The 25,519-nt window shown below is 43.4% G+C and carries 28 protein-coding genes, 1 tRNA gene and 1 pseudogene; 17 read left to right on the top strand and 13 right to left on the bottom strand.

What is annotated here, in order from left to right:
* The first annotated feature begins 17 nt into the window (after positions 1 to 17).
* Entirely contained in the window at positions 18 to 458 is a 441-nt protein-coding gene (locus tag C0582_00985) for a hypothetical protein (GenBank protein ID PLX30115.1), read from the top strand.
* Positions 459 to 612: 154 nt separating this feature from the next.
* On the opposite strand, the gene C0582_00990 is transcribed toward C0582_00985, so the two are convergent.
* From C0582_00990 to C0582_01010, 5 genes are read right to left on the bottom strand one after another with little or no spacing between them, the layout of a single operon-like run.
* Positions 613 to 1,401 (bottom strand): YihA family ribosome biogenesis GTP-binding protein, encoded by a 789-nt coding sequence (locus C0582_00990; protein PLX30116.1) that lies wholly within the window; start codon positions 1,399 to 1,401, stop codon positions 613 to 615.
* The gene (locus tag C0582_00995; GenBank protein ID PLX30117.1) at positions 1,314 to 3,035 is read right to left on the bottom strand and encodes a membrane protein insertase YidC; all 1,722 of its coding nucleotides are present in this window, start codon (positions 3,033 to 3,035) and stop codon (positions 1,314 to 1,316) included. The genes C0582_00990 and C0582_00995 overlap by 88 nt, the downstream gene beginning before the upstream one ends.
* Complete coding sequence (locus C0582_01000) at positions 3,032 to 3,268, bottom strand: membrane protein insertion efficiency factor YidD (protein PLX30282.1); 237 nt, start codon at positions 3,266 to 3,268, stop codon at positions 3,032 to 3,034. Before C0582_01000 ends, C0582_00995 begins: the two co-directional genes overlap by 4 nt.
* A gap of 12 nt (positions 3,269 to 3,280) precedes the next feature.
* Entirely contained in the window at positions 3,281 to 3,670 is a 390-nt protein-coding gene (gene rnpA / locus C0582_01005; protein ID PLX30118.1) for a ribonuclease P protein component, read from the bottom strand.
* Between the two features lie 14 nt (positions 3,671 to 3,684).
* Positions 3,685 to 3,819: a 50S ribosomal protein L34 gene (locus C0582_01010; GenBank protein ID PLX30119.1), complete on the bottom strand. Its 135-nt coding sequence runs from the start codon at positions 3,817 to 3,819 to the stop codon at positions 3,685 to 3,687.
* A 174-nt stretch (positions 3,820 to 3,993) separates the two neighbouring features.
* Between C0582_01010 and C0582_01015 the strand changes: the two genes are divergently transcribed.
* The 8 genes from C0582_01015 (at position 3,994) to C0582_01050 (ending at position 10,339) form a co-directional block, all read left to right on the top strand.
* On the top strand, positions 3,994 to 4,704 hold the full coding sequence (locus C0582_01015; GenBank protein ID PLX30120.1) for a hypothetical protein: 711 nt from the start codon (positions 3,994 to 3,996) through the stop codon (positions 4,702 to 4,704).
* A 77-nt stretch (positions 4,705 to 4,781) separates the two neighbouring features.
* Positions 4,782 to 5,468, top strand: a complete 687-nt coding sequence (locus tag C0582_01020) for a hypothetical protein (protein PLX30121.1) — start codon at positions 4,782 to 4,784, stop codon at positions 5,466 to 5,468.
* Positions 5,469 to 5,496: 28 nt separating this feature from the next.
* Positions 5,497 to 5,994, top strand: coding sequence for a hypothetical protein (locus tag C0582_01025; protein ID PLX30122.1), 498 nt, complete (start codon positions 5,497 to 5,499; stop codon positions 5,992 to 5,994).
* A 103-nt stretch (positions 5,995 to 6,097) separates the two neighbouring features.
* Entirely contained in the window at positions 6,098 to 6,871 is a 774-nt protein-coding gene (locus C0582_01030; protein PLX30123.1) for a hypothetical protein, read from the top strand.
* A 102-nt stretch (positions 6,872 to 6,973) separates the two neighbouring features.
* A tRNA-Phe gene (locus C0582_01035) sits at positions 6,974 to 7,049 on the top strand.
* A gap of 88 nt (positions 7,050 to 7,137) precedes the next feature.
* Complete coding sequence (gene lpxC, locus C0582_01040; protein ID PLX30124.1) at positions 7,138 to 8,070, top strand: UDP-3-O-[3-hydroxymyristoyl] N-acetylglucosamine deacetylase; 933 nt, start codon at positions 7,138 to 7,140, stop codon at positions 8,068 to 8,070.
* A gap of 132 nt (positions 8,071 to 8,202) precedes the next feature.
* Positions 8,203 to 8,991 carry a hypothetical protein gene (locus tag C0582_01045; GenBank protein PLX30125.1) on the top strand — a complete coding sequence of 263 codons (789 nt, stop codon included), beginning with the start codon at positions 8,203 to 8,205 and terminating at the stop codon, positions 8,989 to 8,991.
* 145 nt (positions 8,992 to 9,136) lie between these two features.
* The gene (locus C0582_01050) at positions 9,137 to 10,339 is read left to right on the top strand and encodes a hypothetical protein (protein ID PLX30126.1); all 1,203 of its coding nucleotides are present in this window, start codon (positions 9,137 to 9,139) and stop codon (positions 10,337 to 10,339) included.
* Here C0582_01050 and C0582_01055 read toward each other — a convergent pair.
* Positions 10,302 to 10,703, bottom strand: coding sequence for a hypothetical protein (locus tag C0582_01055; protein ID PLX30127.1), 402 nt, complete (start codon positions 10,701 to 10,703; stop codon positions 10,302 to 10,304). The genes C0582_01050 and C0582_01055 overlap by 38 nt on opposite strands.
* 48 nt (positions 10,704 to 10,751) lie before the next feature.
* On the opposite strand from C0582_01055, the gene C0582_01060 reads away from it, so the two are divergent.
* The 3 genes from C0582_01060 to C0582_01070 all read left to right on the top strand — a co-directional run bounded on the left by C0582_01060 (position 10,752) and on the right by C0582_01070 (position 13,420).
* A complete protein-coding gene (locus C0582_01060) occupies positions 10,752 to 11,825 on the top strand; it encodes a hypothetical protein (protein ID PLX30128.1) in 1,074 nt (357 codons plus the stop codon).
* Between the two features lie 50 nt (positions 11,826 to 11,875).
* On the top strand, positions 11,876 to 12,616 hold the full coding sequence (locus C0582_01065; GenBank protein ID PLX30129.1) for a hypothetical protein: 741 nt from the start codon (positions 11,876 to 11,878) through the stop codon (positions 12,614 to 12,616).
* Positions 12,617 to 12,763: 147 nt separating this feature from the next.
* The gene (locus tag C0582_01070) at positions 12,764 to 13,420 is read left to right on the top strand and encodes a hypothetical protein (protein ID PLX30130.1); all 657 of its coding nucleotides are present in this window, start codon (positions 12,764 to 12,766) and stop codon (positions 13,418 to 13,420) included.
* A gap of 276 nt (positions 13,421 to 13,696) precedes the next feature.
* On the opposite strand, the gene C0582_01075 is transcribed toward C0582_01070, so the two are convergent.
* From C0582_01075 to C0582_01105, 7 genes and pseudogenes are all read right to left on the bottom strand, one after another.
* Positions 13,697 to 14,365, bottom strand: a complete 669-nt coding sequence (locus tag C0582_01075; GenBank protein PLX30131.1) for an rRNA methyltransferase — start codon at positions 14,363 to 14,365, stop codon at positions 13,697 to 13,699.
* Positions 14,362 to 15,288: a threonylcarbamoyl-AMP synthase gene (locus C0582_01080; protein PLX30132.1), complete on the bottom strand. Its 927-nt coding sequence runs from the start codon at positions 15,286 to 15,288 to the stop codon at positions 14,362 to 14,364. The genes C0582_01075 and C0582_01080 overlap by 4 nt, the downstream gene beginning before the upstream one ends.
* A 239-nt stretch (positions 15,289 to 15,527) precedes the next feature.
* Complete coding sequence (lnt, locus tag C0582_01085) at positions 15,528 to 16,994, bottom strand: apolipoprotein N-acyltransferase (GenBank protein ID PLX30133.1); 1,467 nt, start codon at positions 16,992 to 16,994, stop codon at positions 15,528 to 15,530.
* Between the two features lie 3 nt (positions 16,995 to 16,997).
* Entirely contained in the window at positions 16,998 to 17,486 is a 489-nt protein-coding gene (gene ybeY, locus C0582_01090) for an rRNA maturation RNase YbeY (protein PLX30134.1), read from the bottom strand.
* Positions 17,487 to 17,500: 14 nt separating this feature from the next.
* Positions 17,501 to 18,426, bottom strand: a pseudogene (locus C0582_01095) (phosphate starvation-inducible protein PhoH).
* Positions 18,423 to 19,805, bottom strand: a complete 1,383-nt coding sequence (locus tag C0582_01100; GenBank protein PLX30135.1) for a tRNA (N6-isopentenyl adenosine(37)-C2)-methylthiotransferase MiaB — start codon at positions 19,803 to 19,805, stop codon at positions 18,423 to 18,425. Before C0582_01100 ends, C0582_01095 begins: the two are co-directional and overlap by 4 nt.
* 78 nt (positions 19,806 to 19,883) lie before the next feature.
* Positions 19,884 to 20,342 carry a transcriptional regulator gene (locus tag C0582_01105; protein PLX30136.1) on the bottom strand — a complete coding sequence of 153 codons (459 nt, stop codon included), beginning with the start codon at positions 20,340 to 20,342 and terminating at the stop codon, positions 19,884 to 19,886.
* A 224-nt stretch (positions 20,343 to 20,566) separates the two neighbouring features.
* On the opposite strand from C0582_01105, the gene C0582_01110 reads away from it, so the two are divergent.
* From C0582_01110 to C0582_01130, 5 genes are read left to right on the top strand one after another with little or no spacing between them, the layout of a single operon-like run.
* The gene (locus C0582_01110; GenBank protein ID PLX30137.1) at positions 20,567 to 22,738 is read left to right on the top strand and encodes a bifunctional (p)ppGpp synthetase/guanosine-3',5'-bis(diphosphate) 3'-pyrophosphohydrolase; all 2,172 of its coding nucleotides are present in this window, start codon (positions 20,567 to 20,569) and stop codon (positions 22,736 to 22,738) included.
* An 8-nt stretch (positions 22,739 to 22,746) separates the two neighbouring features.
* Entirely contained in the window at positions 22,747 to 23,148 is a 402-nt protein-coding gene (locus tag C0582_01115) for a holo-ACP synthase (protein ID PLX30138.1), read from the top strand.
* Between the two features lie 22 nt (positions 23,149 to 23,170).
* Entirely contained in the window at positions 23,171 to 23,920 is a 750-nt protein-coding gene (gene lepB, locus C0582_01120) for a signal peptidase I (protein ID PLX30139.1), read from the top strand.
* A gap of 7 nt (positions 23,921 to 23,927) precedes the next feature.
* Positions 23,928 to 24,617, top strand: coding sequence for a ribonuclease III (rnc, locus tag C0582_01125; GenBank protein PLX30140.1), 690 nt, complete (start codon positions 23,928 to 23,930; stop codon positions 24,615 to 24,617).
* Entirely contained in the window at positions 24,614 to 25,516 is a 903-nt protein-coding gene (locus C0582_01130; GenBank protein ID PLX30141.1) for a GTPase Era, read from the top strand. The genes rnc and C0582_01130 overlap by 4 nt, the downstream gene beginning before the upstream one ends.
* Positions 25,517 to 25,519 lie beyond the last annotated feature (3 nt).

Genomic DNA, 25,519 nt, shown 5'->3' on the forward strand with positions numbered 1-25,519 from the left:
TGACATTGGAGGTTATAATGAACGCGTCTTACAAAACTATTGCTCTATCTTTTGCTGTTGCCACTCTTTTTTCTGGCACGCTATTGGCTAAAGACTGCCAGTGCGAGAAGCCTAAAGTTCCTGATTGTGACTTGAAGACTTTCAAGGATGACATGGCTAAAAACAAAGATATCTCGGTTGCTGATGATCCAGCTGGGGTGGCTTTGCAATCTACGCAAGATCTATCAGGGGCTCTTACAAAGTATGCGTCTGATAAGAAGTGCCACCTTTATGTGATTGATCTGGATAAGCTTACTCAAGGGTTGCTTAAAGGTAGTAACATTACTTCAGAAAATAATAAGGGTAAGGGCAAAGATAATCAAAAGAAATACATTGCCATGATGGGTGATAAAGCTCGATGTGCCAAGAAACTTGGATTAGAGCTACCAATTGCCGTTTATCCAAGTGAAAAAAAATAGTTTAAAAATAACTATATATTTTGAAGGGCTGTTAAATAACAGCCCTTTTTTTTAGAGCTTTGTCCCGACTGTTCTTTTAAGAAGATCCCCATCTGATACGATGTTAGGCAAAGATCTCTTTTTTGTGCTGCAGCAAAAAGTGTCTTGTGTTTTTTTAAATGCTTGATGTGACGATTGCTTGCTTGAGGGCGTCAAACCCGCGTTTCTTGGTTGAGCTAATCTGAAGAATTTCTGGATAGGCTGCGATCATTTTACCTTTTTTGACAACTTCATTATGAACGTGATCTTTGATTGCTTGTTGCTTGGCGCTTGAGAGTTTGTCTGATTTTGTGAGAATAAATTGATAGCTGACGCCCCAATGATCTAGAAATTGAGCCATCTGATGATCGCTTTCTTTTAGACCATGACGGCTATCCACCAAAACATAGACGCGGCGGAGGTTTTCACGAGAGGAGAGATATGCCGAACACAGTTTTTTCCACTGCTCTCCAAAGTCTTTCTGATGTTTGGCATAGCCATATCCGGGCAAGTCAACAATGTAAAGACCATCTGCTAGAGGAGCGTGTGGTGATGATAACTCTTCTTTTATCTTTTGAGGGGGGGTGAGAAAAAAGTAATTAATTTCTCTTGTTCTGCCTGGGGTGTTTGAGGTCCGCGCAAGGCTTTTGCGATTGAGAAGCGCATTGATCAGAGACGACTTTCCAACGTTTGAGCGACCAATAAAAGCAACTTCAGGATGAAGGGCTGGGGGGAAATGGCTGGGTTGCACGCACCCCTTAACAAAAGTCGCTGTGCCATTGAAATAACTCTCTGCCCAGGGGGGCAATGACAGGGACTTTGTATCAGGCATGGGCGCTATTTTCTTACTTTTTTCTGCGGTTTTGAGAGATCTGGAGACCGCATGAAGTAGGCTTGTTGAGCCATGCCTAAGATGTTGGTACATGTCCAATACAAGAGAACGCCTGTTGGGAAGCCAGCCATGAAAAAAGTGAACATAACCGGCATCAGGGTGAAAATAACCTTTTGATTGTCATCCATAGGCTGGGGGTTCAGACGTTGTTGCAAGAACATGGTTCCCCCCATAAGAAGTGGGAGAAGACCAAAATGCATGAACGAGGGTGGATCCCAAGAAATCAGACCAAAGAGGGTGAAGATATTGGTGGGATCTGCGTCTGATAAGTCATGAATCCAGCCAAAGAAAGGCGCATGACGCATTTCAATAGAGATGAAGATGACTTTGTAGAGGGCAAAGAACACCGGCGCTTTAATCAATTGTGGCAAACAGCCTGAGGCAGGGTTGGTCTTATGCTTTTTAAATAAAGCCATCATCTCTTGTTGCTGCTTCATTTTATCATCGGGATACAGTTCTTTAAGCTTTTGAATTTCAGGTTGCAGCGCTTTCATTTTGGCCATGGAGCGATAGCTTGATCTTGCAAGCGGGAAAAATAAAACATTCATCGCAATGGTGAGAAGAATAATGGCAATCCCAAAATTACCAACCCAGTTATGAAAGAAGGTAAGAATGTAAAAAATAGGCTTGGTGATAAAGTAGAACCAACCAAAATCAACGGCTAGATCAAAATGAGGAATGTTTAAAGTTTTTTCATAAGCGTCTAGCAGACCAAGTTTTTTAGGGCCGGCATAAAAATGATTGGTTGTTTCATGGGTTTGACCAGGAGCCACCGTTTGAAGGGGCAGAACATAATCCAGCTGGTACCGATTCTGATTGTTTTTCTCGGAGCCAATCATGTTGGCTTTAATGACAACATTTTGATCCGGAATCAGCGCGCCCAACCAGTATTTATCACTGTAGCCAAGCCAGCCCGATTGGGTTGTGTAACTGATTTTTTTCTCTTTAATTAAATTTTTATAATCATTTTGGTGTTTTTTACCATCAAGATAGCCCAGTGGCCCTTCGTATGAGATAAAGAAACTTGAAACGGGGGGCGTGCCTGAACGGATGAGAAGGCCATAGTTGTAGAGGTTGAGGGGTGTGGCAGAGGTGTTTTTAACGCGCTCTACAATGGTGAAGACGTAGTTTTCATCCACTGAGATGACCTTTTCAAAAACAACACCGTTTTTATTAGTCCAGGAGAGGGTGATGGGTGCTTCTGGCGTTAGGCGGGTATCCTCTGTGTGCCAATTGGTATCGGCAGTGGGGAGGTCATCCAAATCTGTTTGCGCTGACGTCCATCCAAACTCTGCATAGTACGGTTGACTTGAATGCGAAGGGCTGAGGATGCGAATGGGCTTGGAGTCTGGCTGGTTTGTTTCTTTATAGTGGGTGAGAATCAAATCATCGATGCGACCACCGTGGGTGGTTAAGGACCCTGATAACTTAGCTGTTTTAATTTCAATGCGTCTAGCGAAGAATTTTGGTGTGCTGACTTCCTTGGCGGGCTGTTGAGGTTGGTCTGGGAGATCGACAGGGCTTTGGGAAGAAGAGTGAGTTTGGGTTGTGGTGGGCTCTTTGGGCCCTTCAACGGAGGTGGAGGGGAAGAAATATTGAAAAACAAATAAGATCACCAAACATAAAACAATCGCTAAAAATAAATTTTTGTTGTCATCGCCGTTCATTTTTTATCCTTTATCTCGTCAATTGGTAGCGGATCTAGCCCGACTATGTGCCACGGATGACACTTTAAAATTCTTTTGCACGTTAACTTAAAAGCTTTTACGGGCGCAAAGGCCTTGAAAGCCTGTCGGCTGTATTCTGAACAACTTGGGTGAAAGCGACAGACATTACAGCCCAAAAGGGGACTTATACCCTGTTTGTAGCAGCGAATTAAAAAAAGAGCAATCCAACGAATCATCACCTTTCCTTAATTATGATTCTGAAGCATATCATAAAACGCCTCAAACTCTGTGCATAATTCAGGCCACGACGCATTTGCAATTGAGGGCTTGGCATAAAAATTAATCATCAGTGGCTGGGACCAGCCTTGAGTGTGCAACTTTTGGCTTGTTTGCTGAATGAGAGGACGCAGGCGTCTTTTGATGCGATTACGATCCACCGCTTTTTTGAAATTTTTTTTAGTCACCGTGAAGGCAGCAAAAATAAGAGGAGGGGAGGTGTCAGGTTTGAGGCAGAGCTTCTTTGGCAATTGATTAGATAAAAAAGTGGCTGAAAAGGAGGCTGAATTGAAGCGGTTCCCCTTGCGACGTATCAGCCCAAAATCTTGCTTGGAAGAGATACGTCCGAGAGGGTGCATGATGCCCGAAAAGCTTAGGCGCTCAGGCGTTTACGGCCACGCGCACGACGACGGTTAATTACTTGACGGCCAGCAGGTGTTTCCATGCGGGAACGAAAGCCGTGACGGCGTTTGCGGACAAGATTACTGGGTTGAAACGTTCTTTTCATGGCGCGTTACTCATCTATCATTTTTTGTTGGTATACAAAGTTGTAGACAAAAGGTCAAGTGTTTGCTGCGTGATTTGATATTACAGTAAGGCAAAAAATCAGAGAAAAAAATAAGGTTGAATAAAAAATAAAAATTACTACACATAAATTTAAGAATACATAAAGGCAATATCTGTGAAAAAAATAATTTTACCCCTCTTGCTACTGGTTTTGATGTTTGATTTAAGCGCCATGGATGGTGAAGTTGAAGAAGCCATGAATACGTTATCATTGGCGCCTTATAAAGAAAGTAATTCAGATACGAAAGAAGAGTTAGAAAGTCATGTGTCTGCGATTAATGATTTTTTAGAGGGGGGCTTTAACTCAAAATTGACTTTAAAAACGCATTCTAAAGAAGGTAAAATAGTACTTAGTGGGGCAGTTTTTAAAAATGAGACGATCATGAGCGAAGTCTCTTCACGTTTCTCCCAGCGATATTGCCAGTTTTTTTCTCAAACATTTGCTGAAATTATTCGCTTGAATCCCTTTCATTTCAATTTGGAAGAGGGAAAACTTACTCTTTCAGGAAGAGACGAAGACTTCTTTGATATAGGCCCCCTTTATTCAGAGGATGAAGATTTTCTAATCGGAATACGGATGCTCATGAAAGTGCATGGTGGGGAGAGAGCTTCTCTGGCTGATGTGGGTGGCTTTTCGTTTCAATCTTTTCTTCAGTTGCTTGATCCGAATTCTTTAGGAACATTAATCGAAGATCCAGCTGCTTTTTCACCCGAAGATGATGGGGAATATGCGGATATTGGAAGTATAGTTGTGGCTGTTGATGAGTGCCCAATAACGGCTCTTCTTGTAAAAGTAAAAAAAGGTTTGATTTACACATCTGACTAAAAGATTTTACCTGTCCATTGACAGAATTGGTTGAAGATGACTAATAGCTACACATTGTTTATTTAAGAGGTTTTTTTATGAGATTTATTATTTTTTTATTGTTTTCATTGAACATTAGTTGTGTTTTTACAGTTCCTGATGATTTTGGTCTGAAGTTTTGTCATGAAGATGAGCGTGAAGAAGGACAGGCTTTTGCTCTTGGACCTATAGAAGATGGTTTTTTTAAGAAGCACAATAAAGGTGAAAACCCACTCCTTAAAGAAGAAGAGGGTGGTGGTGTTATGTCGTGGAAGGCTGAAGAAAAGAATTTTCTTGAAGCGCTCTACCAAACCCCAGTTTTAAAAGATTACAGGGATGATTGGGCTGCGGTGAATGAAAATTTTTCAGCATTTCATGAAACAAGGCAAGAATTGCCACATTTCACTTTGAATATTAAGGATGTTGACGATCACTCATTTTCAGCTGAGGTTTTTGATTTGAGGTCTTCAAGTCATCCACCGGTGGTGATACGTTCAGTACGAACCGTTGACGCGTTTTGGGGGAGTAAGCACGGTGTGCCTGGTTATAGCGCATCTTTACTTATGACTGGTAATGGCTATTACAAGTCCCATAATACAGTGCTTCGACCTGTTGCTGGACTTCTTCCCAATCCAGGTGCAATACTCATGAGTTTTGAAAAAGACTCTCGTAGTATAGTTCCCTATGATAGCGGTTTTCAAAGAATCTCTAAGACCTCTAAATGCTTTTTATCGCCATCTTGCTGACGTAATAAATACCGATCAACCGGATACTTTGGAAGCCCTGAACCAAGCTTTTACAAAGAAGACGGAAGAGGGGAAGCATCGCTATAGTCTTTTGGGAGAAAAGGGAGTGATTCCAAAATTAACTTCAGTCAAGAGCCTGGTAAATCAGGCTGAAATATATCAATACAACGAGCTTCTTATGTGTGCCGATCCGATCATTCCGAGTTTATCTCAGGGTGAGTCAACCAGACAAGTCTGCTGGATTATGGATGAGATAGATTATTATACTTTTTGTTTATTCACAAGATCTGGAAAAATTTATAATACCTACATGGGTCTTTTAGACTTTCAAAATGATTATGGGTCGTCCCATGTCAGGAATAATTGTGAAGCCATTCTCAAATCTGATCTGCCTATCTATGTGATTAATCCTCTTAAAAAATGTGATCGAGACCTAGATTTCATTCGAAAGTTCATGGGTGAAAATAGTGTGCGTGGCTTTGATGAGTTTCTTTTGTCTAAAGCTTCCGATATATTACCTTCATGATATAGCTATCGTTTTTTTCTGTCCTGTGAGAGGAAACATATTATCTTATTGAGATACCATAGCGCCCGCTTTATACTAACGTTATAGTCAAAAGGGGTGTTGCGTGGGTATACAACAAATAATTGCTTCAGTGGGGGTTTGGGCAGAAAGCGCTGTTCTTTCAATGGGGCGCAGCATTTCATTTTTTGGCGAATTTATTCTGACCCTTTTGGGGGGATCCGGGCAAAAGAATCGATACTTCCTCTCTAATTTTATCAATCAGATCTACCTAGCTGGCATACGCGCCATCCCTATTGTGATGGTGACTAACTTTGTTGTGGGAGTGGTGCTGAGCTATCAGGGAATTATCCAGCTGGCAAAATTTAGTGCCGAATCTTCTATTTTAACGGTTGTCAGCTTTTCGGTGTTTCGAGAGGCGGGAGCCTTGATGAGTGCCATCATTATTGCAGGCCGCTCGGGCAGTGCTTTTGCCGCTGAGATGGGGGTGATGAATCTGAATGAAGAATTGCAGGCGCTGCGGATTATGGGCGTTAAATCAATGAGTTTCTTGATTTTGCCGCGGGTTTTAGCCTTGCTAATTTTTATGCCGATCTTAACTTTGATTGCCAATTTTATGGGCCTTCTGGGTGGCGCGGTGATTTGTTGGGTGGAGCTGGATATGGGGCTTTATTACTTTTTTTATCAGGTTCATGACATCACAACGCCGTTCTTTTCTTTAATCATTGGATTGATTAGCTGTTTCATGGGGTTGAACGTTAAAAAAACCCCTGAAAGTTTGGGAGTGAATACTACCCGGGCCGTGGTGCTATCTATTTTCTGGGTGATTGTTTTTAATAGTCTGTTTTCCGTAATTGTCTCAGCTTTAAAGCTGGGATGATTTAAAGGAATCATCGATAGTGATAGGGCACTTCAATTTTAAGATGATTTTGCAAAAAATTCTGGACATCCCTGTGATTTTTCTCTATCACCATATGAGTGTGCCCAGGTAGCTCAGTTGGTAGAGCAAAGGACTGAAAATCCTTGTGTCGGTGGTTCGAGTCCGCCTCTGGGCACCATCTATAGAAAAACAGCGAAACAATCCGTTTCTGTTTTTTGACTCCCCCTTTTTAGTATAAAAAAGACAAATACTATTTAGGCGCTTCCTTGAGTTATACGCTTCAAACTACTGTTCAGTGTTCTGGTATTGGTGTTCATTCAGGCCAATGTATTAATCTGAGGTTATTACCAGCTTCGGCTGGTACTGGTTTCAAATTTGTGCGCACTGATCTTGGCGGGCCGGATAATTTTATAAACGCAACTTTGCAAACCATCGTTAATTCTAGATTCAATACCCAAATTGGGGAGGGGGATGTTAAGGTCTCAACGGTGGAACATGTGCTGGCGGCCCTGACGGCGTTGCATGTAACAGATGTGATCATTGAAGTGGATGGGCCAGAGATTCCCATTATGGATGGCAGTGCGGCGCCTTTTGTTTTCTTGATTCAGTGTGCTGGATTAGCCCCCATTGCGGATACAAGGCCTTTTTTGGTTTTAAAAGAAGAGACGACCATCAAAACCAGTTATGGTGCAGAGATGCTCTTAGAGCCTTCCCATACTTTTTCCATTGATGTGGAGCAGGATTTTAACGGCCGGGAAGGGGTTCAAAATCAATCTTTTCACATTGAGGATGTCTATGATTCTTTTATAACCATGGTTGCCTCTGCCCGTACCTTTGGCTTTTATCAAGATGCTCAGAAAATGTGGTCGGCGGGTCTTTCAAAGGGGGCATCGCTGGATAATACCGTTGTTATGCAAGAAGGCAGTATTATGAACAAGCAAGGCCTTCGTTATACCAATGAATGTGCGCGCCATAAAGCGCTGGATATCATTGGTGATTTTGCCCTGTTAGGAATGGGGCTTCAACTGGCCTGTATAGCAAAAAATCCGGGGCATGGTCTCAATGCTCAAGTCATGAAAACGTTGCTGGAAAATCAGCATCTTTGGCGCTTGGAGCATAAGTCGGTTTGCCCAAAGCCCAAGTCTCAAAGGAGCGATGATTTTTCTGCAACAAAAGCCACTCCTTCGATCCGGGCTTAACCGAATAATAGTCCTATGTATTTGAGGTTCTTTTGAAATGCATTATTCTCTGCTAAAATAAAATCTGATGCGAACAATTTCGCATGCATTATGTAATGGCTGTGCTACTATTTTAAAGACATCCAGGGAGCGATGATGAAACTTTTAAGATTACTTGTTTTGATGACCATAGCTGGGATGACCGCCCATGCTGGACCTGGCGATGCCTATGCTGTCTCGACGATGTCCCCCCCAGATGGGGGCAGTACAGGTGCCTCGACGCCAACAAAGGCAGCGGCAGATGGATATGAAAATGTCGATGCCATCAATGCTCAAAAGTCATCGGTGCCTTCTGAACCAACCAGCCCTGAAGCGCGTAAGTTTCAAGCTGACGCGGAGGAAAAACAAAGAGAAGCGGATCGGGCACAAGAAGCAGCAACCTTGGCGCAGCAAGCGGATGAAGATAGAGCACAAGCTGCAGCCTTGGAAAAGCGCGCTGAAGCCAATGAAGAGAGAGCGCAAGCTGCAGCTCAGGCATCTGAAGGCGCCGTTAAAAAAGAACAACAAGCGGTGAGCACTGCGGAAGAGGCCGCCGCTCAAGAAAAGGCCGCTGCAGAAAATGCCGAATCTAGTGTAGAGGGAGCTGCAGCTGCTGCAGGAGACCAACCACCTCCCCTTCCGCCTCGGAAGGGAGCAAAGCCCAACATAGCAGGGGATCAACCACCACCGGTTCCACCCCGAAAGGGAGCAAAGCCTGGAGAGAGCGGTGCCCCTGCTGCAAAGCCTGCCGATGGTGGATATGCGGAGTTTGATGAAGACGGAAACCTGAAAAGATCTGAAGCAGACCATAAAAAAGACCTAGAATGGGCGGAAATACAATCAGGAAACGGGAGAAGAAGTATCGCCGGCCACCAGGCCCTCAGCTACCGCTGCCAAAGATGACGGATATAAAAATAATGATATCGCCAACAGACCTGATGCAGAAGGCGCCAAAGCCGCTGCACAAGGAGAAAATCAACCTCCGAAATATAAGCCACGGGATACCAAGCGCTGTTATAAAAAAGGGGTTCCGGGCTTTCGTAAAGACGTGTGTGAGCGGTTTGATGGATCGGTTTATGACAAAAAAACCGGCAAAGAAATTTCTAAAGCCACTCGAACCGAAGAAGAGGCGCAGCAGCATGCCATTGATCATGAAACAAATGAGGAAAAAGAAAAGAAAGACCCAACAAAAGATTGTAAAAGCAAAAGCACCTTTAGCACGGAAAAGGTATGCGTGCGTGAAAGTGGAGAAGAATATGACCCGAAAACGGGCAAGGTAACCAAACCAGCTCCTGGAACAGAAGTATCTCAGACACCAGAATCAGGGCAGGCGTCCGATACCGCTCAAAAAACCAGAAATCTCACCCAAGGATCAGGGGATGATACCTGTGAATTTGAAAACCCGGAAAGCCGAACCATGACCTGCACTAGAAAAGATGGAACGCAATATACTAAAGGGGCCAGTGAGGGAGGTGGCGGCTCAGATGGTATTGTTGCCAATCGCTCAAGTGAAGATTACTGTGAATACCCAGAGCCCGAGAGCCGGACGAAGGTGTGCACAACCGCTGATGGGACGCAATACGATGAAGAAACCGGTGAAATCGTTGATGACGATGGTTTTGATGATGACAATGATGACGCCATCGACACCAGTGAGGAATCCGAAGAAGATGAAATAGTCGATGATGATGACGGTGAGATACCTGATGATGACGGGCAGCTCCAACCGGATCGTAGCCTCGATGGTGACTTTGATGAGGACAACACCCCTGATGGTGACTCTTCTGGCTTTCAAGGAGAAGGACTTGGAGGAGATGACGATGGTTTTGGCGGTGGCTCAGACGATGAGGGAGGCGGTGACGGAGATTCTAGTGGAGAGACTCAAAGTGATGACGATACGCTAGGCGATCAAGATGAGCCGAGGAAAGGACCGTGGGGCGGGGGTCCCGGAGATTTTGCCGAGGTCATTAGCGCAGATGAATCCATAAGCGATATTTATTCCAATGCTAAGCGGACAAAATGGTCCCGGGATACCGATGCCATTGATAGCCGAGATCGATTCTTAGATGAAAAGAATCTGTCGACCCAGGTTTCAAGTGGGGTTCTTGATGAGGTGACGGTACAAAACAGCAACCCAGTCACCAGTTTGCCGCGCGGATATGTTCAGGAGAGTCGCGTGCGTACCGGCGTCAACCCCTTTAAGAGCGGTCGATTTATGAAGTTAAATGCGATGTCTCGATATGAGCCATAATAACGTCACATAGTTGATGAAGCCGTCCTTGAAACAGATTCATTGCTTGGGGATGTTTTTTGACTGTGTGCAACAGCGGCATGTTATTGCCCAAAATGATTTGATCAAAAAGCATTTGGAATGATTTGTGGCCAAAAACTTTGACGAGATCATGAAGCACAGAATTTCTCTCTAAACTGGAAGAATGATGCTTTTCGTACCACTTTTTTCGTGCGGGTCCTAAGGAGTCTAGCCGAAGGTTTGATAGGGAGTAATGGGAGGATAAAACCTCGGCCGCTAAATAGAGTGCCTCTGATTGTTCATGGGTCAAATGGCCCCATTGGGTTAAACAGTAAATGGTGCAGTTTTTGGTTGGTTTTTTCATTTTTTTTCCTCTGAGTTGTTGAAGACTGGATAGCGGAGGATTTTTAGAATGACCAGAGGCGCGGCGCTGACGGATCAAAATTATGTCCTTAAAAATACTTTTGGATATCTAACAAAGGGCATTGACGCTGGCAAAATAATCAGGCAGGGTTATCAATGTGTTTCTAACAAGGAGGTCATTTTAATGAGAAACTTTTATCTTTTTACAGTTGTCGGATTAACAGCGTTGGGCGCTTCAGCCCTAAGCAAAGCTGATTTGCCTGATAGGCCGCAAATCAAGGAAGATGGCTTTGTGATGCGCTTGATGGAAGCGTTGAATGGCAAATTAGAGCCCAAGCCCAGACCAGATACCACGGTGGTGGCCCGGGTTGACCTAACGCAAAAACCTCTTCAAAGAAAAAGTTACTCCTTCGATGTTGCCCTGAAAACAGGCCAAAAAATGACTGTGAAAGTAACCGGCGATCGCTACGACCTTCAGCATTACCTGAAAGTGACACTAACGCAGGCCTTCTCTGAAAAAGAAGCACTAAATCTTGATTCGGCCAGAGCGCTTGTTGCCGATGCGGCGCGTAATGCCCCGGTGATTCTCCTGGGATACTCGCTAAAGCAACCGTCTTCAACCCAATTAACGGTTGACCTGAATGATCTCCCTTTGAAAAAAGTCAACGTTCAAGGGCCAAAGGATAAAGCCACTGCAGCTGTTCTATCGATGATTCAAACCAATTTGGACAACCAACCATTCACAACGCGCTATGCTGTGCAGAACTTGATTAAAAACCTTCAGGCCTTGCCAGGGTATCAAGGAACAAAAGTGACAATTGCACCCGATGCCAAAAATGAATCTGTGATTTTAACGGTTCAATTGAAAAAGGCTGAAGAGCACCACATTGGATATTTATTTAAGAATGATCTATCCACCAAAGTGGGACCCCTTAACAATACCTTGAGCTTTTCCGCCAATAACGCGTTTACGGATCATGATAATCTAAATCTTTACACGATTTTGTCCCAAGAGCCCAAAAACCTGTGGGGAATGGGAATGAACTATAACTATCTGCTGTCTGACAGCGGTATTCGCCATGGCATTATGGTGAACCGATTTAATTTGATCCGGATGGGTTAGATGCCAACAGAAACCTGTCAACGAAGAACGCTACGTACGCAACGTATTTGATGTTTCCACTTTATCGGGATTTAACCGATGAAGTGATTTTGACAACAACATTAGAACATAAGCGCGGCTCAACCAATGCGCCAGGGACAAGGATTAGAATCATTCCCGAGAATGTGGGGCCACTTGCGGAGTCTTTTTTGAATGCAAAGTTGAAATCGATACAAACAAACTTTATTGCCTCGTTGAAGTACAACTTTAAAGATACCTGGGATGGCAAGAACGGTCTGAATTTAAATTATGTCAAAGGATTGGGTCTTACCATCGATAAAGCCCGGGACCGGGTCCGCAGCAATTTAAATGCTTGGTCGATTTTGCTGGGTTATATGCGCAAACAAAACGTGGGCGCTGGATTTGCCATTACCCCAAGTGTGGATATGCAGTGGGCCTCTGCCAAGGCGGGCCCGAACCAAAACTATTCTTTTGGGGGTCGGGCTATTGAGCGTGCTTATAAAAACCATGTCGTTCAAGGGCAATCGGGGATGCGCACCGGGGTGAAAGTTTCGTTTATGGACTTTGTCTATGCTTACTATAGCTATGGACGGATTAAAAACCATGCTAACAGCATTGGTACCCGTAAAGAAGAAGCAACAGCAACCGGGGTGGGCGTGACCATACCGTTGTTCCAATATGTTTTGGCCAATGTGGAATATGCCATTCCCCTGAAAAGACGGACACTCTATGCCGATGGCAAACACCGCAACAAACTGTTTGTGTCTGTCGGCGGCCGCTGGAAATTTTAAATATAAAGATGAGGGAGAAATAAAATGAACATATTAATGAGAAAAATAACAATGAGTCAGGGTTTGATCCTGTTGGGATGTGTGCTTGCAGCGGTGCTGATGGGGGGGGTGTAATCCTGAGTATAATCCCAGCCTGCCATAGGTGGAATGACTGCAGACGCGGTTTTAACACGAGAAGAATCGCAGCCATCTGGTGACGAAAAAAACGCAAGATCAGAGCTGGAAACCAAGGCAAAAGAAGGCCTTAAGTCGCTTGCAGAATTAACTGGACTTAATGATCTAAGAAATACTCCTACTTCTAGTAAGCACTATAAATATAGCCAAGCAGCCGATTTGATTAATAAAATTAAAGGGGATGCCATGTATTTATTGGAAAACGAGCGATACAAACAATTATCCAATGGCGCATTAGATCTTATCATTAACAGAGATTTTTCAGAAAAGTCAGGTAGTGACTATGATACTCCCCACGTTATATCGGAAATTAGAGAGCTTTATGAGGTGGCCCAGAACAGTATCCCAGCTGCTGATGTGACTGTAACGGTTGACGGAACACTGTACTACGTAGATTTTAGGGCCGATGTCGATGTTGCAGCCGCTTTAAACGCATCGGATGGTGCCCTGCCCAAGGAGTATATTGAGAGGATTATGGATATTCAAGGCAATACACTGAATCTTGACGATGACACTATTAACAATCTTATAACTATTATAAGACAAAATACTGGCAATAGTGGCGGCGAACTTTGTTTCGCTTCAGATGGCTCTGCACAACCTACAGCTGTTTGTGATGGTGATGGTTGACCTCCGAAGGCCCGTAAAATACTTTAGTGATTTGGTGTTGTGTGTGAGCGCAGCACCTTTTTTTGCGAGGGGGATCTAGAGAGATTGCCGCGTTGGGGCTGCGCCCTGGCCTCGCAATGACGAAAAAAACATACGTCATCCTGAGGAACGAAGTGACGTGAGGATCTAATGAATAAGGAAGGGGATTCTCACGCTCCATTCTGTCGCTCAGAATGACGAGTAAAAAATAAAGAACACTGCCTCGCAAGTGCGAAGAGATCGACGACAGTCTCAGTCTTACTTTGAGAGTGTTTTAATAACGCCGTGGAGCGTTTGGATTTCCTGAGATGTTAAGCCTGCACGGGTGAAAATAGCGCTCAAATTTTGGACCATGAGAGGTTTTTTACCTATTGGTTTAAAAAAGTTTTTTTGTTCAAGGCGATTTTCTAATTGTTTCAAAAGAAAGTGAAGCTCTTGCTTTGGCGCTGCCTCTCTTTTCTTTGGCGCCTGTTTTGACACCTGATTGAGCTGGTGGCAAACCAAAACGACAGACTGGGCCAAGTTTAATGAAGAAAATTCTGGATTGGTTTGAATGGTCAGCAGCGCGTCAGCCAGAGCGAGCTCTTGATTGGTCAATCCAGAGGCTTCAGCGCCAAATAAGACCCCGGTTTGGATGCTTTGATTGGCACTGATCTCTGATAGATCCTGCACCGATTTTTCAATATCACGGGTGCGGGCGGTTGTGGCATAGACACAGGAAAGGTCTGAAACGGCGTCTTCAACAGACTGAAAAACCTGGGCTTGTTGTAAGACGCGATCAGCACCAGCAGCCGTTGCCTGAGGATTGGGCCAGCCATCCCGCGGCTGAACCAAGCGCAATTGATCAAAATCAAAGTTGAGCATGGCGCGGGCCACCATTCCGATATTTTCTGCAAGTTGAGGGCGAACAAGAATAATAGATGTCATGAATCAGCGCTTTTGGTTTTTGAAGCAGCGCGTTGAAGACGATCATTAATTGCCACCCCAGCACCGTTATTGGGTATGGGACAAATAGCGATGGGTTTCTGCTGTTTTTCAAGCATTAATAGGCTGTGATAGAGATGATGGCTTGCTTCAACCAGGCACCCCTTAGAACTGAGATTATGGGCACAGACCATTGAGCCAAAACCAACAAAAATTTCATCACTCCTTGGCTTTGTGACATCCATGCGAAGAGGGACAGTTGGCGCATAATGGAGGCTTAACTGCCCGGGTGCGTTAATGATTTTTGATTGAGTGCCGACATTAACTTCAATTTGAGTTTGGCTAAAGATGTCTTCAGCGGTCAGCGCGCCGGGGCGTAAAAGAAGAGGCGTCTTACCGGTGAGGTCTATAATGGTCGATTCTAGACCCGTTTGGCTTTGGCCCCCTTCAAGAATGGGGACGGTTGGGAAATAGTGCTTTACATGTTCAGCGCGCGTGGGGCTGATCCGATTGGATATGTTGGCACTTGGGGCCACAAGCGGGATATTGACGATCTTTAATAGCTCTTGGGCCAGGGGATGAGCCGGGCATCGCACAGCAACGGTTGAGAGATTGGCCCTGGCAGAAGCAGCGATTTTATTAGGGTTGGTGAGCGGTAAAACAAGAGTCAGGGGTCCTGGCCAAAATAAGCGGGCTAACTTTAAAGCTGTATCCTTAAATTCAGCAAAAGTTTGAGCCATGTCTAACGTTGAAACATGAGCAATGAGAGGATTATGACTGGGACGACCTTTGAGATCATATATTTTTTGAACAGCTTGATTGGAATCAGCCCGAGCGCCAAGACCATAGACAGTCTCGGTTGCAAAGGCAACTACCTTATGATTCAGAAGATGTGTTGCCGCTTGTTGGGGAGAGAGTGTGTTCATTTCAATGAATAAGATAGCTAATCATATCAGTTTAATCTAGTAAGATTTAATCTCATATGAATGTAAGTGGAGTCAGATCAACGCTAGTTTTTTATGAAGATGGAATACCTTTTGTGATTATAAAATAATAAAAAATATTTCGATGGCTCTTGAAAAGAACAAAACAGTTCTTATATCAGGGTTGTAATCATCGCAACGATGATTGCTTTTGAGAAAGACTAGAACATAGTCTTTGTTCATCATAGCCTCCCTGTTAGACTTGACCAGATCTCTTGACCAGATCTTCGGATCTGGTCTTTTTTATGGACGTCTATAACGCCAGCTTGACCATAGGGCAGGGACTTGATGATGCGCCCATGATTATCAATGACGGCACTGATGCCGGTGCTTGCAGCCCGAACCACCGGAAGATTGGCTTGAATGGCCCGAAAGCGGCTAATCTGCAGATGTTGATATGGCCCTGTTGAGCGGCCAAACCAAGCATCGTTGGTGAGGTTCAAGATCCAAAGAGGTTTTTCTGGTTTGCTCGAAACCAGGGATCCGAACAAGGTCTCAAAACAAATTTGGGGACTGAATTGGATGTCAGAACTCACCTGAATGGTTTGTGGTTTTTTGCCTCTGAGTGTTTGGGTTCTCCCTCCAGCTATTGTTCGAAGGCTATGAGGGAAAATTTTATTCAATAGGGATGAAGCAGGAATATATTCACCAAAAGGAACCCGGTGATGCTTGCGATATTTTTCAATGATATGTCCTCTGTTGTTGAGAACAATCAGGGAGTTATAAACGTTAAAAGAATCCTTAAAAGAAGGGGCTGTTTCAAGAACGCCCGTTATCAAAAACTGTTCAGCATTTAAATATTTGGTGATGTAACGTAATAGGGATGGCGTCATATTATAAGTTAAGGCAGCCTCTGGCCAGATGATAAGGGTTTGAGAGTCAGAGCCAGACGCGTAGGATAATTTTAGAATTTTTCTCAAGTTTCTTTTCTGAAAGGCTGGGTGCCACTTATTTTTTTGAGGGATGTTCGGTTGGATCATCCGCAGGCTTGGTAGATCTTTGATCTTATTTGGCTCCGAAAGGCGCTTCATTCCCCACAAATAGCAGCCCAAAAAGGATAAAATCAGGGTAGAAATGAGTGAAAATCGAGCTAATTTGGTGCGTTTTTCGATCAATAAATAGTAAAAACTGCCCCATATCAGCGTGAGAAGAGAGAGTCCATGAATGGTAAAAGGATGCGCGATCTGGGCCATGGGAAGAGAGCGATGCCAGACATATCCAATTAAAGACCAGGGGAACCCACCAAAAGGAAGGTAGAGCATACATTCCATAAGTAGCCAACTGAGGCAAAATAATCCAACACGCAAGACGCCTTGTGTATGCATCCAGGGGATTATGATCCAAGATGCTCCCATCAGCAGCGCACAAATTGCAGGAATGCCTAGAAAAGCAAAAGGCACAAGCCATGAAAATTGATTAGCTTCAACCAGGAGAGCATTCGGGATCCAATAAAGACTGACTAGAAAATAACCCAAACCAAAAACCCAGCCCATTATAAAGCGCTTGGAGAAAGATATTTTTTGATGGGAAGAAAAAGTTAAGAGAAGAAAGCTGGGGGTGACAAGAGGCGTTAAAATGAGAAATGTTGATTTTAAATTGGCAAGGCCTAATAAAATACCAATAAAAAACAAAAGAGCGATGTGGAGCATGCTTTATCCAATGCGGTAGGGATCAGATATACCATAGCCCGCCAGGAGCTTTATTTCACACTGTTCCATTTCATGTGCCTCTTCATTATGCTCGTGATCATATCCCAATAAATGTAACATGCCATGCACAAAAAGATGAATGAAATGATTACCATGAGATTTCTTCTGGCTTTCGGCATTTTTAACCAGTGTGTCATAAGAGAGAATAATATCGCCAAGGGATATTTTGTGAAGAGATAGCGCTGCTTGGATGGTGTCAATATCTTCATATTGTTGAAAAGACAACACATCTGTGGCTTGATCTTTATTGCGATAACGATGATTCAAATCCTGTATCTCCGCATCATCGGTGAGCATGACAGATATCTCAACGTTTTCTTGATTGATGTTATGATCGCTGAGGAGGGTGAGATATAAATCTGTCAGCGTGTCTTGAGCCTCCTCTAATAAAACGGCCCATCTTTGATCTTTGACGATAAACTCTAAGGTCATGATACCCTCCCTGATTACGAATACGCCTCAATGATATCAGCAACCAGGGGATGGCGTACGATATCGGAGGCGGATAAAGTTAAAAATCCAATGTGAGGAATCTTTTTTAAACGGTTCAATGCATCTTCTAATCCAGAATCTTCATGCTTCATCAGATCGTTTTGCGTTGGATCCCCGGTTATGATCATGCGACTGTTTTCACCTAAGCGAGTTAGGAACATTTTCATTTGACCAACTGTTGTGTTTTGCGCTTCATCAAGAATCACAAAGGCATTTGCAAGCGTTCGGCCCCGCATGAACGCAACAGGGGCAATTTCAATGGTATTTGTTTCCAGATAGTGGGTTTTGGCCGTTCGGTATCAAGCATTGCATGCAAGGCGTCGTAAATGGGCCTGAAATAGGGATCTAGCTTTTCTTTGACATCTCCAGGTAAAAAGCCAATTTTTTCACCCGCTTCAACCGCTGGGCGTGAGAGAATAATGCGCTCTACTTCTCTCTTTTTTAAGGCAGAGACAGCCGCCGCTACGGCCAGAAACGTTTTACCTGTGCCAGCTGGTCCCGCGCAAAAAACCATATTTTTGGACTGTATAAGTTCAATGTACTTTTTTTGCTGAAGCGTTTTAGGAAAGACTTTGATTTTTGGGGTGATTAAGGAAATATCTTTAATATTTCGTCCATCTTCATTTTCATTGAGCCTGGCATAGATGCCTATATCTTGATATGTGATTTGATGGCCTTTTTGGGCATGATGATAGAGCTCATGTAAAAGCTTGCTTATTTTTTGAGCAGCAGGGCCAGAGCCGTGGATTTCTATTTGGTTGCCTTTATGTGAGAGAGGGGTTTCATATATTTTTTCAATGCGTTTTAAATTCTTATTACTGGGGCCAACAACTTCAGAAAGGATGCGATTGCTTTCAAACTGTATGATTGAGTGGTTCATGCGGCGCCATTGTTATCAGTATTATATTCGGCGGTTAGGCTGTTTAAGGTGCTATCAGTAATTTTAACATCATAAATTTCACCAATCTTTAGAGATGGGTTGGCAATGTGAACCCCCTGGAGAAAGGGTGTGCGCCCCACAAATTGATTTTCATGACGGCCTTTGCGATCAATGAGAACAGGGAGGGTTTTCCCTATTTTTGAGGCATTAAAGGCGATTTGTTGCTGACGAAGCAATTCTTGCAAGCGGGCTAAACGCACATCTTTCACATCTTCAGGAACCGAGTCTGGATAAACACTTGCAGGCGTTCCGGGACGGGGGCTGAATTTGAAGGAATAAGCCTGTGCATAGTTAACGCGGCTGACAAGATCCATCGTTTGTTCAAAATCCACATCTTTTTCACCAGGAAAACCAACAATAAAGTCCGATGAAAGCGATAGATCAGGGCGATCAGCGCGCAATTCATCAATGATTTCAAAATAGCGATCACGGGTGTGTTGCCGGTTCATCGTTTTGAGAACGTAATCAGAACCAGATTGAACGGGCAGATGAAGATAAGGCATCAGTTTTTCACAGGACCCGTGAACCTGAATAAGTTCTTTGGTCATATCCCGTGGGTGTGATGTTGTATAACGAATGCGGTCTAGTCCATCAATTTGAGCGATCTCTTCAATCAAGTTGGCCATTGTCCACTCACCCTTACCATCGGGGGAGGTGCCATGATAGGCAGTGACATTTTGACCAAGTAAGGTAATTTCTCGAACACCTGCTTTGACAAAGTGGCGGGCTTCGCTTAATACCTCTTGAACCGATCGAGAGTATTCAGCGCCACGGGTATAAGGCACACAACAAAAGTTGCAAAACTTATCACAGCCTTCTTGGATCGTTAAAAAAGCGGTGGTGCTTTCGATGACCTCGGGAAGGGCAATTTCATCAAATTTGGATTCATGAGGGAAGTCAATTTCGACAATCTTATCTCTTTTTTTGTTCTTAGGACGGATGATATTGCGTTCAGCACGTTCGATCATTTCAGGAAGACGATGATAAGTTTGTGGGCCTAGAACAATATCAACATAAGGGGCACGCCTGAGGATTTCTGCGCCTTCAGCTTGGGCCACGCAGCCAGCAACAGCAATGATCATATGCTGACCGTTTTGCTTTTTCAGATCTTTGAAAATTTTGAGACGACCCAGCTCAGAAAATACTTTTTCAGCCGCTTTCTCGCGAATGTGGCATGTATTGAGAATGATCATATCAGCAGTTTCAGGCGCTGTAGAGAGCTGATAGCCATGAGGGCGCAGAACATCAGCCATTTTGTCAGAGTCATAGACGTTCATCTGACATCCGTACGTTTTGATGAAGAGCTGCCTATGAGTCATAAAAAAAACCTGTATCCATAAACAGCTGTGGTATACAGGTTTTTAATAAAAATGTCCAGTGTCGATCAGGTGTCTGAATTAAGACGCAGCCTTTTTTCGACGACCGTTCACGCCAAGGCCAATTACTTTGGCAAGTTTGCTTCTTTTTTCGGCATAGTTTGGGGCCACGGTGGGATAATCAGTCGGCAATTGCCAGCGCTTACGATATTCCTCAACAGACATGCCATAAACCGCCCGCAAATGACGTTTGATCATTTTTAATTTTTTACCGTCTTCAAGGCAAATAATATGATCATCGGTGATTGATTCTTCAATAGGCACAGCAGGAACAAGAGTTGATTGCAGATGCGTTGAATTGTTTCGTAAGTTTGCAACGGCTTTGTACGTTGAAGAGAGAAGTTCTGGAAGTTGATCTTTTGAAACATCATTTTTAGCGATGTAAGCACTGACGATATCAACTGCGTAGCGAATTGTGTTTTCTTTTAAGTTGGTGTCAGAATTTGCATGTACTGCACCCTTGTTTGTTATTTCATTCATCATATACCCCTTAGTATTTATTGTATTTTTTCTGGTTTATATATTAGACGAGTGTCTTTTTCAAGAATATATTCATTCTTTTTTCTATTTTATCAGTTTATTACTAAAAAATAGATACTTAATCTTAGCAGTAATCTTGTATTTTTGGTCTATTGTTAAACGTTGTTTTTAGTTTATCCGCTTTCAAGATAACGTTATGATATGCATGATAATGTAAAAAATATATGAATTCATACCTTGAGGCCGCCTTAAAAAATAGAACTTCTCGCTACACGGAAATCGAGCAGCAGATGATTATGAAGGCCTATCAATTCGCCGAAAAAGCCCATACAAAGCAAGTGAGGAAGTCTGGAGACCGTTACATCATTCATCCTGTTGCGGTGGCTTGTTTGTTGGTGGATATGCGTCTTGATATGTCTTCGGTTGTTACAGGCCTTCTGCACGATACAGTTGAAGATACATCGGTCAGCTTAAAAGATATCAAAGAAGAGTTTTCTGAGGAGATTGCTTATTTGGTTCAAGGGGTTACGAAGCTGACTAAAATTGAACTTTCTTCGCATCATACAAAGCAAGCGGAGAATTTTCGTAAACTTGTCATTGCGATGTCTGAGGACATTCGTGTTCTTTTGATTAAGTTGGTGGATCGACTCCATAACATGCAAACGCTTTATCATGTGAAGTCCGAGGAGAAGCGCCGCCAAGTTTCAATTGAAACCATGGAAATTTATGCGCCGCTGGCTGAACGTATTGGTATGCGTAACCTTCAAGACGAGCTGCAAGATCTTGCTTTTGCTGAACTTTATCCCCAGGCTTACGAATCCATCCGCTTGCGCTTAGACGCTATTGAGCGAGAAGGTATTACTCAAATTGAGAACATCGTCGATAAACTACGAGAAAGCTTGGTTGAAACAGGACTTCCTGCAGAAGTACATGGGCGATTAAAAACACCTTACTCCATTTGGAGAAAGATGAAAAAGAAAAACATTCTTTTTGAACAAATATCTGATGTGATTGCGTTTCGAGTGATTGTTGCCTCCGTTGCTGATTGCTACCAAGCTTTGGGAGCCATTCATAATGAGTATGTTGTTGTTCCGGGGGAGCTGAAAGATTATGTCAGTATGCCCAAGCCCAATCATTATCAATCCCTTCATACGGCTGTTTATTTTGAGAATAAGCGCATTGAGGTTCAAATCCGAACCCAAGACATGCATAAGATTGCAGAGTATGGGGTGGCGGCCCACTGGGAGTACAAACAGAACGCGCACTTGAAAGAAGGGCGTCAGTATAAATGGTTGCGGGGGCTGCTGGATATTCTAGAAAACGCGAATAACCCGGAAGAGTTTCTAGAGCACACCAAGCTTGAAATGTTCCAGGACCAGGTTTTTTGTTTCACTTCCAAAGGAGATCTGATCAGTCTTGCTAAAGGATCCACCTGTATTGACTTTGCTTATGCTGTACATTCCGAGGTTGGTAATCGCTGTATTGGCGCAAAAGTGAACAATAAAATGATGCCTCTTAGAACAGTTCTAAGCAATGGCGATCAGGTTGAAATTATTACCTCTCAGCACCATGAGCCTTCACCAACCTGGGAGCGGGTTGTGGTAACGGGTAAAGCACGCGCCAGTATTCGTCGATATATTCGCTCCAAGCAACAAGATGAGTTTAGAGAACTTGGATCTGCCATTTTAAAAAAAGCCTGTCAGCAACTTGGTGTGGCCTACAAGCAAAAAGATTTTGTCCCGCATCTTGAGCGCTTTAAGTGTAGCACACATGATGAGTTGTGCGTCTCATTGGGGAGTGGCGATTTGACGGTTCCTGAAATTATCAAATATGTTCATCAAGATAAGTTCTTAGAGAGTCAAGCTCAGGACTCTCAAAAAGAGGAAGAGGTTATTCTTAAGCTGCCACGCTCTGTGAAAAAGAGTCAAAAACAAGCGGCTGTCGAAAAAGATCCCCAAGCGCTGGCGATCAAGGGATTAATACCTGGAATGGCGATTCGCTATGGATCTTGTTGCCATCCTTTGCCAGGAGATAAAATCATTGGTGCCGTGGTCTCAGGTAAAGGCATTACAATACATACCCTTGAATGCAATAATCTTAAACACTATGAAAATAAGCCAGAGCGTCTGCTCGATGTGACCTGGGATGAGACAGAAGTTGACATGTTTGTTGGGCGCGTCTTTATGGTTTTGAAAAACTTGCCTGGCGCACTTGGCTCTGTTTCGAATATCATTGGGCATGCTAATGGAAACATCGTTAACCTAAAGATTTTAAGGCGCATGAATGATTTCTTTGACTTGATTGTTGATGTTAATGTACAAAACGTTGAACATTTAAACTCTATCATGGCATCTTTGCGGGCAACAGCTCTAGTAAGTTACATTGAGAGGAAATAACGGTTGTGATGATTTTGGGTATCGGCAGTGATCTTGTAAGTTTGGAACGTATTGAAAGAATGGCTCAGCAGTACGGTCAGCGTTTCTATGACAGGATTTTGACAAATGATGAACAACATTTTCTGCAAAAACTCGACCCTAAAAGTCAAACGCCTTATATAGCCAAGCGTTTTGCGGGCAAAGAAGCTGTGTCAAAAGCTTTGGGGACAGGTTTTAGTGAGGGGCTTTCCTTTAAAGATATTGAAATTTTAAATTATAAAAATGGTCGGCCTAAAGTGTGCTTGCACGGGACAGCAATTGATATTTTAAACCGATTGAGCGATGGTGCCAAAAAAACAGATATCGCAATCACCTTGACAGACGAACCACCTTATGCCCAAGCTATGGTCATTATTTCAACGGTTTCATAACGCTAAAATTTAAGGAGTTTTAATGTTACGTACGATTTTTTCTTTTCTTGGCATGTTGGCCTTGGTTTTTTCACTGCGCTTTTTTGTCGCAGAGCCTTTTGCCATTCCTTCTCCATCCATGTACCCAACCCTGATAGAGGGAGATTATTTGTATGTGTCTAAGTTTAACTATGGATACAGCCGTTACAATTTACACTTGTTTGGCCTTGTGAAAGAGGTTTTCCCCAATGCGCCTAAGCTATTTGAAGGCCGTATTTTTGCTCGGCAACCCAAAAGAGGGGATGTGGCTGTCTTTTTAGGAGAGCATGATCAGGTTCGGTATGTTAAACGAGTCATTGGTTTTCCGGGTGAAAAGATCGAGTTTAAAAAAGGTATTATCTATATTAATGATGAACCATTGCCTCAAGAGAGAATCGAAGATTACTCAGAGCGAACAATCTTGCTAAACTCTAAAACCCCTCAATATATTGAAACGCTCCCCAACGGCTATCGTCATAAAATTCTTCGAGATGATGCTGATGGGAATGAGCCCGCTGATAATATGGGTCCGTACTATGTTCCTGAAGGGCGTTACTTTATGGTGGGAGATAACCGGAACCACTCAGCCGATAGCCGTTATGACACCCCTGTTGGTTTTGTGCCTTTTGAAAATTTCCTAGGCCCCGCGCAATTTATTTTCTTTTCCATTGATTCAAGTTTTTGGGATGTTTGGCGCATTTGGGAGTGGCCTGAAATCATTCGTTTGAAGCGGTTTTTTACATCCATAGTTTAGTTAAGTAATGAAATCCTCCTCAACTTTAGACCTTCTACAAAGAAAGATAAATTATTCCTTTCGCCATGTCAGTCTGCTGGAACAAGCGCTCAAACATTCGAGTCAAGCTGAGAAAAATGCTATCAATCACTTTGGGCGCCTTGAGTTTTTAGGAGATCGGGTGGTTGGTCTCTGTTTGGCACAAGCCCTTTATCAGAAAAATCCAAAAGACAAGGAGGGCCAGCTTGCAAAGAGGTTTTCTTATCTCGCTAGCCGTGAAGTCATGTCTAAAATAGCACATGAGATTGATTTAGCCACCTATTTAATCGTTGCTCGAAATGAAGATCTTCAGAAGACGTGTAACAGTACGGTCTTGGCAGATGCTTTGGAGGCATTGGTGGGGGCTGTTTTCATGGATGGCGGCTTTGAAGCAGGCCATCAAGTTTTTCATAAACTGTGGTCAAATAAATTTGAAAATGACGCGGGTATCGCAGCCCTTGAATCTAAATCTACGTTGCAAGAATGGACCCAAGCGCATGGACTTGAATTGCCAGACTATCAAGTCCTTGACGTCTCAGGCCCGGATCATGACCCCATTCATCAGGTTCAAGTGACGGTGGATGGGTGGTCGGCTCAGGCAGTAGGGGCCTCTAAGAAATCAGCAGAACAAGCAGCAGCACAAAAGCTATACGCACAACTAATTAAAAGGAATTCATGACAAACACACCAGACACCTATGCTGGATTCATTGCCATGGTTGGCTTGCCGAATGCCGGGAAATCCTCTCTGATCAATGCTATGTTGAACCGAAAGGTTTCCATTGTTTCTCGCAAAAGGCAAACCACCCGAATGCCAATTATGGCAGCGCTCTCACAAGGTCAGCACCAACTTATTTTTGTTGATACCCCCGGTGTCTTTAATCCAAAAGGCAAATTTGAAAAAGCCATAGCTCAGTCTATCGAGCAAGGCATTCGCGATGCAGATACACTTGTTTTGATTATTGATGCCCGGCGCCGCGATTGCTTTGAGGCTAATCGGGCGCTTGTGGACGATTTGAATCAAAAAAACAAGCCTGTGGTTGTGCTTTTGAATAAATCCGATTTGCTGAAACAGGACGAACTGCTCCCCATTATTAAACAGTTCAAAGACAAGTTGCCCGAGAGTGAGATTATTGTCACATCAACAGTTAGTAAAGTTGGCCTTGATCTTTTCTTGGAGGTTCTTAAAGAAAAAATACCTCCAAGTCCTTGGTTTTATGATGAGACGTGTTCCATCTCTCTCTCGGAGAAAATACAGGCTTCTGAACTAACGCGAGAGCAAATTTTTGATTTGATCCACGAAGAGATTCCGTATCAGGTTTTTGTTGAAACAGACAAGCTGACTCAAACCAATAAAAATGAATTGATTATCTACCAAACAATTTACGTACAGCATAAACGGCATGTGGGAATGTTTTTAGGAACAAAAGGGCAAACGATCAAATTAATTAATCAGCGCGCCCGTCAAGAGATGTGCAACGTTTTTGGGAAACCTTGCCACTTATATCTGCATGTTAAGGTAGATCCCAATTGGCAAACCAAAAGTTTTTTCTATCGAGCAATAGGCCTTAAAGGGTAAGCG

The sequence above is a fragment of the Alphaproteobacteria bacterium genome (assembly GCA_002869105.1).
GTDB lineage: Bacteria > Pseudomonadota > Alphaproteobacteria > UBA7879 > UBA7879 > UBA7879.

Bases quoted from the DNA above. Each gene is read 5' to 3' on its own strand.
- C0582_01020 (PLX30121.1), top strand. From the start codon at position 4,782: ATGAGATTTATTATTTTTTTATTGTTTTCATTGAACATTAGTTGTGTT.
- C0582_01045 (PLX30125.1), top strand. From the start codon at position 8,203: ATGATGAAACTTTTAAGATTACTTGTTTTGATGACCATAGCTGGGATG.
- C0582_01110 (PLX30137.1), top strand. From the start codon at position 20,567: ATGAATTCATACCTTGAGGCCGCCTTAAAAAATAGAACTTCTCGCTAC.
- C0582_01100 (PLX30135.1), bottom strand. From the start codon at position 19,805: ATGACTCATAGGCAGCTCTTCATCAAAACGTACGGATGTCAGATGAAC.
- C0582_01130 (PLX30141.1), top strand. From the start codon at position 24,614: ATGACAAACACACCAGACACCTATGCTGGATTCATTGCCATGGTTGGC.
- C0582_01115 (PLX30138.1), top strand. From the start codon at position 22,747: ATGATTTTGGGTATCGGCAGTGATCTTGTAAGTTTGGAACGTATTGAA.
- C0582_01060 (PLX30128.1), top strand. From the start codon at position 10,752: ATGACCAGAGGCGCGGCGCTGACGGATCAAAATTATGTCCTTAAAAAT.
- C0582_01080 (PLX30132.1), bottom strand. From the start codon at position 15,288: ATGAACACACTCTCTCCCCAACAAGCGGCAACACATCTTCTGAATCAT.
- ybeY (PLX30134.1), bottom strand. From the start codon at position 17,486: ATGACCTTAGAGTTTATCGTCAAAGATCAAAGATGGGCCGTTTTATTA.
- C0582_01070 (PLX30130.1), top strand. From the start codon at position 12,764: ATGACTGCAGACGCGGTTTTAACACGAGAAGAATCGCAGCCATCTGGT.
- lnt (PLX30133.1), bottom strand. From the start codon at position 16,994: ATGCTCCACATCGCTCTTTTGTTTTTTATTGGTATTTTATTAGGCCTT.
- C0582_01075 (PLX30131.1), bottom strand. From the start codon at position 14,365: ATGACATCTATTATTCTTGTTCGCCCTCAACTTGCAGAAAATATCGGA.
- C0582_00990 (PLX30116.1), bottom strand. From the start codon at position 1,401: ATGTACCAACATCTTAGGCATGGCTCAACAAGCCTACTTCATGCGGTC.
- C0582_01105 (PLX30136.1), bottom strand. From the start codon at position 20,342: ATGAATGAAATAACAAACAAGGGTGCAGTACATGCAAATTCTGACACC.
- C0582_01055 (PLX30127.1), bottom strand. From the start codon at position 10,703: ATGAAAAAACCAACCAAAAACTGCACCATTTACTGTTTAACCCAATGG.
- rnpA (PLX30118.1), bottom strand. From the start codon at position 3,670: ATGCACCCTCTCGGACGTATCTCTTCCAAGCAAGATTTTGGGCTGATA.
- C0582_00995 (PLX30117.1), bottom strand. From the start codon at position 3,035: ATGAACGGCGATGACAACAAAAATTTATTTTTAGCGATTGTTTTATGT.
- rnc (PLX30140.1), top strand. From the start codon at position 23,928: ATGAAATCCTCCTCAACTTTAGACCTTCTACAAAGAAAGATAAATTAT.
- lepB (PLX30139.1), top strand. From the start codon at position 23,171: ATGTTACGTACGATTTTTTCTTTTCTTGGCATGTTGGCCTTGGTTTTT.
- C0582_01065 (PLX30129.1), top strand. From the start codon at position 11,876: ATGTTTCCACTTTATCGGGATTTAACCGATGAAGTGATTTTGACAACA.
- C0582_01010 (PLX30119.1), bottom strand. From the start codon at position 3,819: ATGAAAAGAACGTTTCAACCCAGTAATCTTGTCCGCAAACGCCGTCAC.
- C0582_00985 (PLX30115.1), top strand. From the start codon at position 18: ATGAACGCGTCTTACAAAACTATTGCTCTATCTTTTGCTGTTGCCACT.